The sequence below is a fragment of the Lewinella sp. IMCC34191 genome (genome assembly GCF_003390935.1).
Classification (GTDB): Bacteria; Bacteroidota; Bacteroidia; order Chitinophagales; family Saprospiraceae; genus Neolewinella.
This window is the reverse complement of record NZ_QNQZ01000007.1, coordinates 152,673-165,218: the sequence shown is the minus strand read 5'-3', so window position 1 is coordinate 165,218 and position 12,546 is coordinate 152,673. Positions and strand designations below refer to the sequence as shown.

Annotated in this window: 9 protein-coding genes; 7 read left to right on the top strand and 2 right to left on the bottom strand. The window is 56.6% G+C overall.

Annotation, left to right across the window (positions count from 1 at the left end; all coding sequences use genetic code 11):
* Nucleotides 1-41 precede the first annotated feature (41 nt).
* From DRW39_RS14505 to DRW39_RS14485, 5 genes are all read left to right on the top strand, one after another.
* A complete protein-coding gene (locus DRW39_RS14505) occupies nt 42-1,712 on the top strand; it encodes an AMP-binding protein (RefSeq protein WP_116107917.1) in 1,671 nt (556 codons plus the stop codon).
* A 39-nt stretch (nt 1,713-1,751) separates the two neighbouring features.
* The gene (locus DRW39_RS14500) at nt 1,752-2,387 is read left to right on the top strand and encodes a DNA-3-methyladenine glycosylase (RefSeq protein ID WP_116107778.1); all 636 of its coding nucleotides are present in this window, start codon (nt 1,752-1,754) and stop codon (nt 2,385-2,387) included.
* Nucleotides 2,384-3,742, top strand: coding sequence for a DUF5103 domain-containing protein (locus tag DRW39_RS14495; protein WP_116107777.1), 1,359 nt, complete (start codon nt 2,384-2,386; stop codon nt 3,740-3,742). The genes DRW39_RS14500 and DRW39_RS14495 overlap by 4 nt, the downstream gene beginning before the upstream one ends.
* Nucleotides 3,743-3,844: 102 nt before the next feature.
* Nucleotides 3,845-5,293: a TolC family protein gene (locus tag DRW39_RS14490; RefSeq protein WP_116107776.1), complete on the top strand. Its 1,449-nt coding sequence runs from the start codon at nt 3,845-3,847 to the stop codon at nt 5,291-5,293.
* Between the two features lie 21 nt (nt 5,294-5,314).
* Nucleotides 5,315-6,664 carry an HlyD family secretion protein gene (locus tag DRW39_RS14485; RefSeq protein WP_116107775.1) on the top strand — a complete coding sequence of 450 codons (1,350 nt, stop codon included), beginning with the start codon at nt 5,315-5,317 and terminating at the stop codon, nt 6,662-6,664.
* Nucleotides 6,665-7,053: 389 nt separating this feature from the next.
* Here DRW39_RS14485 and DRW39_RS14480 read toward each other — a convergent pair whose 3' ends face one another.
* Nucleotides 7,054-7,485, bottom strand: coding sequence for a phosphoheptose isomerase (locus tag DRW39_RS14480; protein ID WP_099105161.1), 432 nt, complete (start codon nt 7,483-7,485; stop codon nt 7,054-7,056).
* Between the two features lie 169 nt (nt 7,486-7,654).
* Between DRW39_RS14480 and DRW39_RS14475 the strand changes: the two genes are divergently transcribed.
* Together DRW39_RS14475 and DRW39_RS14470 are read left to right on the top strand one after the other, a co-directional pair.
* Complete coding sequence (locus tag DRW39_RS14475; RefSeq protein WP_116107774.1) at nt 7,655-8,452, top strand: SDR family oxidoreductase; 798 nt, start codon at nt 7,655-7,657, stop codon at nt 8,450-8,452.
* 44 nt (nt 8,453-8,496) lie between these two features.
* Nucleotides 8,497-11,274, top strand: a complete 2,778-nt coding sequence (locus tag DRW39_RS14470) for a 2-oxoglutarate dehydrogenase E1 component (RefSeq protein WP_116107773.1) — start codon at nt 8,497-8,499, stop codon at nt 11,272-11,274.
* Between the two features lie 137 nt (nt 11,275-11,411).
* Here the strand turns inward: DRW39_RS14470 and DRW39_RS14465 are convergent, their stop codons facing one another.
* Nucleotides 11,412-12,542, bottom strand: coding sequence for an energy transducer TonB (locus tag DRW39_RS14465; RefSeq protein WP_157976124.1), 1,131 nt, complete (start codon nt 12,540-12,542; stop codon nt 11,412-11,414).
* Between the last annotated feature and the right edge of the window lie 4 nt (nt 12,543-12,546).

Below are 12,546 nucleotides of genomic sequence, written 5' to 3'. Positions count from 1 at the left end.
CCGTGTTGTACTTTACCCACCCTTGCTTAAACCAGAAGATCATGACTACCGACCAGCGTCCCTGGCTCGCCCAGTATCCCGCCGGCATTCCGGCAAACGTGGACGTCGAGACGCACGCTACCCTCAAAGACCTCCTAGCCGATACCACCAAACAGTTCGCCAACCGGCCCGCCTTCAATTGCATGGGCAAGGATATCAGCTACGCCGAACTGGATAAACTCAGCACCGCGCTGGGGGCCTACCTGCACTACCGCGGCCTGCAGCCCGGAGATAAGGTCGCGGTCATGATGCCCAACATGTTACAGTATCCCATCACGCTGCACGCCCTGCTCAAGGCCGGGCTGGTGATCGTGAATACCAATCCGCTCTACACGCCCCGGGAAATGAAGCACCAGTTTACGGACAGTGGCTGCAAGGGCATCGTTATCGCCGAGAATTTCGCCTCCAACCTGGAACAGGTCATCGGAGAAACCCAGATCAATACGGTCATCCTCACCACGATCGGCGGCATGCTGGGGTGGATCAAGGGCGGCCTGACCAACTTTGTCGTGCGCAACGTCAAGAAGATGGTTCCCACCTTCAACCTGCCCTCCGCGGTCAGTTTCCAGACCGCGCTCGACGAGGGGAAGAAGCACCCCCTGCCTAAGTTCGAGGGCCGTCCGGAAGACACCATCGCCCTGCAGTACACGGGCGGCACCACGGGCGTCTCGAAAGGAGCTATGCTGACCAATGCCAACCTGGTGGCCAACGCCCTGCAGGTCAAAGCCTGGTTGACGCTAAAAATGGACGAAGGCAGCGATCAGCGAATGCTGTGCCCCCTGCCCCTTTACCATATTTTCGCCTTCACCGTCAACTCCGTAGCGATTTTCTCCCACGGAATTTGCAACGTGTTGATCGTCAATCCACGGGACCTGAGCACCATCGTAAAGGCGTTCAAGGATAACAAGATCGCCGGCACCACCGGTGTGAATACCCTCTTCAACGGGCTACTCAACGACGATGATTTTACCGCACTGGATTTCCGCCACCTCCGTATGGCGGTCGGCGGCGGTATGGCCGTTCAGCGGGTAGTGGCCGAACGGTGGCAAAAAGTCACCGGCGTGCCCCTGACCGAAGGCTACGGCCTCACGGAAACCAGCCCCGTAGCGAGCTGTAACCCGCCAAACGAGACGCTTCGCCTCGGTACGATCGGCGTACCCCTGCCGAACACCATTATGCGCGTCTGGAACGAGGAAGAAAGCCGGGTTGCGACCTCCGAGGAACGCGGCGAAATCCAAATCAAGGGTCCGCAGGTCATGAAGGGGTATCTGAACCGCCCCGAGGATACGGCCAAGGTGCTCCGCGACGGCTGGCTCAGCACCGGCGATATCGGTATGATGTCCGAAGATGGCTTCTTCCGCATCGTCGACCGCAAGAAGGACATGATCCTCGTGTCCGGTTTTAACGTCTATCCGAACGAGGTCGAAGACGTGATCGCCGCGCATCCCAAAGTTCTGGAGTGCGCCGCCGTCGGTATCCCCAGCGAACGGTCGGGGGAAGTGGTAAAAATCTTCGTGGTAAAGAAGGACAAATCCCTCACCGAAGATGAACTGATCGCTTTCTGCCGCAAAGAGCTTACCGGCTATAAAGTACCCAAGGAAGTCGCTTTCCGGGATGATCTGCCGAAGAGTAACGTGGGCAAGATCCTTCGCCGGGAGTTGCGGGAGAGTTGAGTAGTCTGGTAGTGGGCCGTACCGCTGTAAATCATTAGCATGCATCTGGGCGACGGAGCGCAGGAAATAAGCCAATTCCTGAACGGAGAGAATCCGGTGACCATCGCCCGGAATATGATCGGCATGGAACTGATCACCCGCATAGACGGGGTGTTGACGAGTGGGCTGATCACCGAAACGGAGGCCTACTGGGCACCCGATGACCGGGCAAGTCACGCGCACGGGGGACGGCGTACCCGGCGGACCGAGCCCTTCTACGCCCGGGCGGGGACGAGCTATGTATACCTCTGCTACGGAATTCACGAGCTCTTTAACGTGATAACCGGACCGGCCGAAACACCGCATGCGGTCCTGATTCGCGCCGTGTCTCCCCGCCAAGGTCTAGAAGCTATGTTACAACGGCGTCATATGGAAAACTTAAAGCCGCAACTAAGCCGGGGACCCGGCGTTGTGTCGAAAGCTCTCGGGATAACGCGCGCTCATAACGCCCTCGACCTGCTGGACCCCTCCGCTCCCGTGCAATTGGCGTGGGGACCGGATCGCGTACCGGAGGAAGAGATCGCAACTACCCCCCGAATCGGAATCGACGGAGCCGGTGCGGAATGGGCCGCCCGCCCCTGGCGCTTTTACCGCCTGGGCACTCCTTACGTCAGTAAACTGAATGTCTTTAAATGAGTCGTTGGCCGTTTCCCGGATCTGCTTTTTACCTGCGCTCCGCCGCCCTATTTCTGCTGCTGCACCTGACGCTGGCAGTCTCCGCACAGGACGATGACCTGCGGTACTTCGACTATACCTACGTCGATAACATCCATACGGTCAAGCTGCGTATCGACGGTTTCCCCCACTCCTACCCCATCATCGAGCTGAACGGCGGCGCCCGGCTGCGCCTGAGCTTTGACGATCTGAACCAGGACCTCACCCGCTACTCCTACAGTTTTATCCACTGCAACCAGGACTGGACGCCCTCCAACCTGGGCCAAATGGAATACAACAGCGGCTTCGGTAACGATTACATCCAGGAATACGACTTCAGCCTGCGCACGCTTATGCCGTACACGCACTACGAGCTGGTCTTTCCCAATTCGAATATGCGCCTGGAGAAAAGTGGCAACTACTTGTTGGTTGTCTATGATACCCAACAGGATAACCGGCCGGTCATTACCCGTCGGTTCCTGGTCTCGGAGAACATCGCCGGCATAACGGGGCAAGTCACGCGGCCGGCCATCGTCGACAAGATCCACAGCCACCAGGAAGTGCAGTTGGTAGCCAACACCAAGCAATTACAGCCAAGGGCACCCCTGCAGGAATTGACCGCCACCATCCTGCAAAACGGCCGCTGGGATAATGCCGTCACCCAGGTGGAACCTAATCTGCTCGGCCGCGAAGTCGTCCAGTTCAACTATCAGGACCGCATCGTTTTTCGTGGGGGCAACGAGTTTCGTAATCTGGATATTCGGTCGGTACAGGCACCCCGTACGGACGTGCGCAGCATTACCAACGAGGGCGACCGCTATGCCATGCTCCTGGCACCGGAACTCACGCGGGGGGAGACGGCCTATTCACAGTACTTCGACCTCAATGGCGACTTCGTGAATTTCCGCAGTGATCGCCCGGTTTTGAACATCGCCGATGAAGAACTCCAGCAGTCCTTCCAGCGCCTGGACCTGGAGTACACCGGCGAATACGTAGAAATCACGCCGATCCTTAAAACACAGACCGGACTACCGCTCGAAGACGAGGTGTACGTATTCGGAGCCATGACCGAATGGCAGAAGAAGCCGCCCTACCGGATGGTATGGAACCCGGGCATTAGTGCGTACGTAGGTCGCTTTCTGGTCAAGCAGGGCTTCTACAATTATTATTACGTTACCGACGTGGACGTACCCGACGGAAGCCGCGCTGGCTACGCCGAGACGGAGGATAGCTACTCGGTCACCGAGAACGATTACATCGGCCTGATCTACTATCGCCCCCTGGGAGGCCGGTACGACCGGCTGGTGGGCACTACGGTGATCAATAGTAGCCTGTAGGCTGCTTTTCGTCCGCCGGTCTAGTTTCGGACGCCGTTTATAGATTAAATTTTCTTCCCGCGTCGAGAGCTTTAGTTTTGCTGGCCTAACAACATCAGCAGAATGCGGTTGCCTCTCTACTTATATCTCACCCTATTGGCTCCGGCCTGGATGATCGCGCAGAACGATACGGAATGGACCCTCGAGGAGGCCGTTACGTACGCCCGCGAAAACAGCCTGCAGGTTCGGCGGCTCGACAACTCGACGGAATTAGCCCGCCTGGATCTACAGCAGAGCAAGAATAACCGCCTGCCCAGTCTGAATGGCGGAACCAGCGTCAATCTCCTCCTTGGCCGGAGTATCGACCCGACCACCAACACCTTCGAGGCCCAGAATATCTTCTCCCAGGGCTATCAGCTACAGGGAGCCGTAACGATCTACGACGGCGGCCTGCTGCGCAACAGTCTGAGGCAATCGGAAATCGATCTGGAGGCCGCACAGACGGATGCCGCGGTAACCGCCAATAATATCGGCCTGCAGGTAGCCAATAGTTATCTGACGATTTTGCTGTCGCAGGAGCAGCTTACCAATGCCCGCGTGCAATTGGAGCTTATCGATACCCAGCTGGCAAACACCGATGCCCAGATCCGGGCCGGTAGTCTGGCGGCCGCGCAGCGCTTTGATCTCGTAGCCCAGCAGGCGGCCAACCAGCGGACGGTCGTTGAATTGGAAAACCAGGTACAGCTGGCGCTGCTGGACTTACAGCTTCTGCTCGAGCTGGACCCCGATCAGGATTTCAGTATTGTCAACCCCGTCCAGGACTTCGAGGAAGGGGACCTCTTCGCGGACTACGATCTGCAGCAAGTGCTGAATTCGGCCCGACAGACCCAGCCCTCCATCCGCGCCGCCGAACTGCGCCGGACATCGGCCGATCTGGCGATCGACGTGGCCCGTTCGGGCTTACGGCCCACCCTGCAACTGTTTGCCAACCTCTCAACCAATTACTCCAGTATCGCTAAGGATTTCGCTAACCCTGATGACTCGAATGCGGAGATTGTACAGGGTCCCGCGGTACCGGTCTTGATCAACGGGGAGGAAACCACCATATCTTCCTTCAACCAGACGGGCGTAGTTTATCCGAACCTCGGTTACTTCCCGCAGCTCGATCAAAACTTCAGCCAGGGGATCGGTATGAGCCTCAGTATACCCATCTACAACCAGAACCGGAACCGGATCAATGTACAGCGGGCCGAGGTTCAGCGGATTGGCACGGATATCGAGGTATCACAGGCGGAAAATCAACTGCGCTCTGATGTAGAGCGCGCACTGGGCGATTTACGTGCCGCCCGGCAAACGTACCGCGCCGCGGAGGTCAGCCTCAATGCCGCCCAGCAGGCTTACGACGCGACCGACCGCCGTTACTCGGCCGGTGCGGCGAACAGTTTGGATCTTACGACCGCAGCCAATCGTTTGGAACAGGCGCGCGTAGAACTCACCCGTTCCAAGTACCAGCTTATTTTCAATCGGGAGGTCATCCAATTTTACCTCGGTCAGGAGCTATCCCTCAATTAACCACAGCAAATTTTATCTAGCATGTCTCGCAAAGCCATATTTCTGGTCCTGGCCGTTATCATTCTTGCCGTCGTCGTCGGCCTCATCGTTAGCAACCGGCCCGAAGAGGGTACCCGGGTATTCGCCCAGGAGGTGGAGCTTCGTGACCTTCAGGAGGTCGTCAGCGCCAGTGGTAAAATATTTCCCCAGACGGAAGTAAAGATCAGCTCGGACGTATCGGGAGAGGTGGTCGAACTCTACGTCGAGGAAGGAGATAGCGTCGTACCCAACCAGTTGTTGGCCAAGATCGACGCCGACGCCTATCAGTCACAGGTTGCCCGCGGTGTCGCCGGCGTGAATAGCAGTAAAGCACAGCTCGCGAATGCCCGCGCACAAATCAAAACGCAGCAAGCCCAACGGGAACAGATTGCCGCGCAGCTCGCTAATGCCGAGGAAATTTTGGAACGTAACCAGCAGCTCTACCAGGACGGCGTCATCAGCGAGGCGGAGCTGCAAACCAGCCAGGCCAACGTGCGCGGCCTCGAAGCCAACCTGAGTGCCGCGGAAAGCAACATTCAGGCAGCGGAAGAAAGCGCCCGCGGTGCCCAGTACAATATTGAGTCCAGCGAGGCTACCCTGAACGAATTACGGACAAGTCTTCGCCGTACCACGATCTACGCCCCCATGGGCGGTGTCGTTTCCCTACTGAATGTCGAGCAGGGCGAACGCGTAGTCGGTACCATACAGATGACGGGTACCGAACTGATGCGCATTGCGAACCTGAATGCCATGGAAGTACGGGTGGAAGTGAGCGAAAACGACGTACCCTCCGTCAGCCTCGGCGATAAGGCGGAGATCGAAGTGGACGCTTACCTCAACCGGACGTTTTCCGGCACGGTGACGCAAATCGCGAACAGCAGCACGACGGCGGGGCTGGCCGACAATGTGCTCAATAGTGACCAGGTCACCAACTTCGAGGTCCGCATCAGTATCGACCAGGAGAGCTACAACGAACTCATCTCCGAAGGCAACACCTACCCTTTTCGCCCGGGCATGTCCGCGAGCGTCGATATCCTGACTAAACTGGCGGAGGACGCGGTGAGCGTTCCCATTGAATCGGTGGCCACCCGGGAAATGGATTCGGAAAGCGACGAGATGACCGGCACCGCTGACTTACAGGAGGTGATCTTCCTCGTGCAGAATGACACCATCGCTCAGGTACCCGTAACTACCGGCCTGCAGGATGCCAAATACATACAGATTCTGACGGGCGCTGAAGCGGGTCAGCTGGTTGTGGCCGGTCCCTACACCGCCCTTAGCCGCACCCTCAGTTCCGGTGAAAAGGTACAGGTAGTGGAGAAAGACACCTACTACGCGGATAACCAGGAATAAAGAAAACACCCCGGGTATCGCATTGGATCCCCGGGGTGTCAACATGGTAAATTAAAAAGCTTCAGGAAGGCCGGGCGAACAAGCGTTCGCCCGTGCCTTTGCGTTTTATCAAAGGTCTCTTCGTTACATTCACAAGGCTGATCCGTAGTATCTATTAGTATCGAACGCGATCGTCAGGCAGATAGGCAAGGACGATGAACTACGAACCAAAGGTGGCTACTTCAAATATAGGGCTTGCAAATACACGGCGCAACACCTATTTGGTGTTTTCATCAACCAGGCCGCGTGAAAATCGGCATTACCGATTGTAAACACGTGTCGGATTATGCGTCCGTAACCAACAAAGAAAGGAATGAATCTACCGGAAGAGAATCCCGGGGGTAAGCGTCTTAATCGTTGAAAACCTCGACGTCGCGATTTTTAACGATCAGATCGGTGAACTTACCCTTAAAGCGGGTGGCCTTGACGATGTGATTATCGATCCAATGGTAGTTACCACCCCGGGGCTTACCCATGAGCATCCCGTGGTATTTGAAGTTATGACGGTTGAGCCACTCTTCGGTTATCTCGCGGTGTTCTTCGGTCCGTGAGGTGAAGAAGGTGATGATGTGCCCATCCTCGTACCATTTGTTGACGATGCGCAGCGCATCCGGGTAGGGCAGGCAGGTAGACATACGCTCCGGTTCTTCGTTGGGGATATCGTCACACACCGTGCCGTCGATGTCGATCAAGAAGTTCTTGACGCCTGCGGGGAGGACCGGGCTGATGAGTTCGCCTTTTTCGTTGAAGGTTGTTTCCAAGTCTTTTTCGGGGGTAGCCATACTATTTTGTGGTATTCCGGGTCGATTTATAGCCTGGACGCCCGCCGCCGGGAAGGCCGAAAGGGGAGCGATTTCAAGCCGTAATGATGCAAAGGTACGGTACCCTAACGCATCTGACCGGCCGTTTGCTGTATAAGTTCCGTTATTTGCCGAATCCAAAGTCAATTCCATGCAACATGTCGCGCTCGTTACGGGTGCCTCTTCCGGCCTCGGTGAAGCGCTCGCCCCGCTGCTGGCCCGCCACGACTGGCGGGTTTACGGTATGAGCCGCAGGACGGTTGACCTGCCCGGGGTAACGCCCCTTCCCGCCGATATAAGTGACGAAACCAGTCTCCAAGAGGCCATGGGTGAATTAGTCGCCGTTGAGGGGCGGCTGGACGCGGTCATCCACTGCGCCGGCATCGGCGGCGCCGGTCCGGTGGAGGATATGCCCACGCCGCGTGCCCGCCGCATCATGGAAACGAATTTCTGGGGAAGCTGGAATCTTTGTCAGGCCACCCTCCCCTACCTGCGCGAGAGTCCACGCGGTCGGTTGTTACTCGTGAGTAGTATCGCCGGACATATGGGTATTCCTTTTCGGTCGGTGTACTGTGCCAGCAAAGCCGGTGTCATCGCGCTCTCCGACAGTCTACGGCTGGAATTACAGGGTTCCAATGTGCAGGTGGCCTGTATCAGTCCGGGCGACATTGCCACCAACTCGATCGCCACCCAGTACCGGCAACCCGCTGCGGAGGTGAATAGCCTTTACCGCGAGCGGTACCGGCGAGCGGACGACGCCATGGCGGGGAACGTGGACCACGGGATGACGGCGGATTACGTAGCGGAGCAGATATTTAAAATCCTGGGCAAAGACCAGTTAAGCCCGCAGTACGTTATTGGTGAACCCATCCAAAAAATCAGCACCTTAGCACACCGTCTTTTACCCGGCCGCGCGTGGGAATGGGTACTGGGTCGATACTACGGGTAAATGGGTTGAACAACCGCTTGGGGAAGGCGTTGAAAAAAACTATTATGAGTAATTATTCGCACCTGGCAAACGCCCATCCGGGCTATATCGAAAAGCTATATCAGCAGTACGTAGCATCACCCGATTCCGTAGACGATAGTTGGCGGGATTTCTTTCTCGGGTTTGATTACGGCTCGGAAAAATCCGGCGGCTCCGGCCTACCCACCACCGGGGAGGGCGAAGTAGATTGGACGCACGTTCAGAAGGAGCTCAATGTATTCGCGCTGATCAAAGCCTACCGTATCCGGGGGCACGTCGCATCCAGCATCGACCCGATCCAGGAATTTAAGGATCCGGAGGCAGGCCTCAACCTGGAAGATTTCAATCTGGGCGAGGAAGATCTGGATACGTCCTTCAAAGCCGCCCACCACTTGTTCATGCCGGAAGGGAGTACCCTGCGGCAAATCGTCGCGAACCTCAACCGGATTTACCTGAGCAGCATCGGTTTTGAAACCGATCACATCTTCCACCGGGAGAAGCGCCGCTGGCTACGGGAGCGTATCGAGAAACACCACCCGGAGGAAGCATACGGCCTGGATATCGACGACAAACGGCACATCCTGGAAACGCTCAACGACGCGGTCGGATTTGAGGACTTCCTCAAAACCAAGTACCCCGCCCAGAAGCGTTTCGGACTGGAAGGCGGAGAAGCCGCCATCGTGGTGCTGGATACGATCATTTCCGAGGCCTCGCGTGATGGCGTGGAGGAAGTGGTGATCGGTATGGCCCACCGCGGACGTCTAAACGTGCTCGCCAATATTATGGGCAAGAGCTACGAGAGCATCTTTCAGGAGTTCGAGGGAGTCATTCCCGATAAGCTTAGGGGTGACGGCGACGTGAAGTACCACATGGGGTACAGCTCCATCATCGCTACCCGGACCGACAAATCCGTGAACGTCAAACTGGCCCCTAACCCCAGCCACCTCGAGGCCGTCGGACCGGTCGTGGAAGGTTTTGCCCGTGCGAAGGCGGATGTTCTCTACGCCAACGATTACGACAAGATCGTCCCCATTCTGGTGCATGGCGACGCTGCCGTTGCCGGTCAGGGGGTAGTATTCGAAACCGCCCAGATGAGCGGGCTCGAAGCCTATACCACCGGTGGAACCATTCACCTGATCATTAACAACCAGATCGGCTTTACCACCGATTACGAGGATGCTCGCACCAGTATCTACGCCAGTGGGGTGGCCACGGTAATCGAAGCTCCGGTTTTCCACGTCAACGGGGACGACCCCGAGGCGGTGTACTACGTATCCAAGCTGGCAATGGAGTACCGCAATCGGTTTAACTCCGATGTCTTCATCGATATGCTCTGCTACCGGAAGAACGGCCACAACGAGGGTGATGACCCGGGCTACACCCAACCGGGTATGTACGAGCGCGTAAAGCGACACCCGAATGTCCGGCAGGTATACACCGAGCAACTCGTCTCCCGTAAGGACGTCGACTCGAAGCTGGCCAAGGAAATGGCCAAGAAGTTTAAGTCTCAGCTTCAGTCCGTTCACACCAAGGTAAAGAACAGCGACCTCCCCTACAGCTACCAACCACCGGAGAAGGCGTGGAGTGAACTCAATCGCGACCACTGGGAGTACAGCTACTTCGAGGAATCTCCGGTGACCGGAGTCTCTATCGACAAGATGAAGGCCATCCTGAAGCACATCACTACCCTACCCGATGGCTTCGAACCTGTGAACAAGGTTAACCGCCTCTACAACAACTACGAACAGTCGGTCAACAAAGATCAACTGGACTGGGCCCTCGGGGAACTCAGTGCCTACGCCACCCTGCTGATGGAGGGCCATGACGTTCGCATGTCCGGTCAGGACGTACGCCGTGGCACTTTCAGTCACCGACACCTGGTACTCAAAAGCCAGGACGGAGAGAGCACCTATAATCGCCTGGATGGACTAAGCGAGGACCAGGGGAAGATGCGGATTTTTAATTCGCTGCTTTCGGAATACGCCGTGCTTGGCTTCGAATACGGTTATAGCACCGCCAGCCCCGATAATCTGGTAATCTGGGAAGCTCAGTTCGGTGATTTTGCCAACGGAGCGATGACCATCTTCGACCAGTTTATAAGCAGCGGCGAAAGCAAGTGGGGCCGCATGAACGGTTTGACCGTACTGCTTCCCCACGGCTACGAGGGACAGGGACCCGAGCACAGCAGCGCCCGCCTGGAACGTTTCCTTCAGCTATGCGCGGAGTTCAACATGATCGTCGCCAACCCTACCCTGCCGGCCAACATGTTCCACCTGCTGCGGCGTCAGTTGACCTGGAATTTCCGTAAGCCACTCATCGTCATGACGCCGAAATCCGGCCTGCGTAACGATCGGGCAGTCAGTTCCGTCGACGAATTTGGACCGGGAACGCGCTTCCAGGAGGTCCTTGATGACCCGACGGTAAAGGATGCTTCCGGTATTAAGCGGCTTCTTCTCTGTTCGGGGAAGGTCTACTTCGACCTGGTAGCTTACAAGGAGGAAGAGAAACGGGACGACGTAGCTATTGTCCGCATCGAGCAACTCTTCCCTTTACCCATCAAGCAGATCAAGCAGATTCGGGAGCGCTACGCCGACGCCGAAATGTTGTGGGTGCAGGAAGAAAGTCGAAATGCGGGAGCGTGGAGCTATATCAGCGATCAGTTTCTGTACAACAAGAGCCTGGGGCTGAACCAAATTCTCCGCTATGTCGGACGACCGGCGACGGCCTCGCCAGCTACCGGTTACAAACCGGTACACGCCAAAGAGCAAAAAAGCCTCGTGGAGGCGGCGTTCGAAAAGGCGTAGAACGGAGTTCGCCACCCGATCTCAGCTTATTACCGATATCCGAACCCGGTCGTGGATGGTACCATCCACGACCGGGTTCGGCGCTTTACGGAAGTTGGGTGAGCATGTTAGTGAGCGGTGAAGTAAGCACCTGCCCTCTATTCCTCTTCCTCTTCCTCTTCGGTACCGGCAGGCCGACAAATGAGCGGCAAAAGGGAATCGTACCAATCGATCAGCGCTATGGAACGGGCGAGCGTCAGATCCTCACAGGCTTCGGCGAGCATGTTCTTGTCCAGGCGAGCTTGGCCCCTGATGATACGAAAGCGACCGTCACGGGGAAACAGGTCCACGGCCTCGTCCATTTTGATTAGCGCTTCGGGAAAAGCAGTAGAGTCGGTGAGCATCGCTTGGGCGTCCTGCATTAATCGCAGAGCCTGGCTGTAGTCGTCGACAACGTAAGCACAGCCCTCGTCCGTAGGAATGAAATTCAGGGTTACATCCTGGGCGCTGGTCACCTTTTTACCCTCGAATTCCGCAGGTATCCACTGATTGAAGGTTCCCGTCGCGGCATCGATTGCCTCACTGGTGAAATCTACCCCGAGGTTATTATAGTCGATGATGTCGTTGACGGTCACCAGGCCGGTAGGATGTATGAAGAGCTGCATATCCATTTGGCCGGTCGCGCAGCTGTCCTGAGGAATATCGGGGTAATCAATCACCCCATCGAGATAGCCCGCCAGATCGCCGTCGTTGCTAACAAAGCTCGCTGACTGCGTGAGATCGGTATACACCGTATCCCTGCCTATAACGACGTAGGGCTTGGGTTCTTCCAGTCGGAAACGGATGGGAAGGACGAATCGAAAGCGAACCGGCACACTGTCCTTAATGGCGGGGCGCCATAGGACTTCCCTGCTCATCCCAATTACACTACGGAGAGCCGATATGCCGATGCCACCACCGGGATCGCGAAGTATCTCCGGGCGGTTAATCATTCCGTTGGGTTCTACGATAAAGGCGACGACGGCGGTTCCACTGATATTCTGCTCCCGCGCTTCCGCCGGGTATAGCGCTCTTTTGTAAACGTAGTCGAGTAGGAATTGCTGCGCACACTGTGACTTGGCCGCAGCAGTCGTGTCGTATTGCTCACAGGGACTAGGAAATCGGGGAGCCTCGTCGGCAAAGCTGTAGATAGTCGTATCGATCGCAACGGTTTGCGTCGTATCCTGGCCACTCACCCACAGCGGAAGCAGAAGCAGTAAACCGACAAAGCCTTTAATTAAATGATACATACGG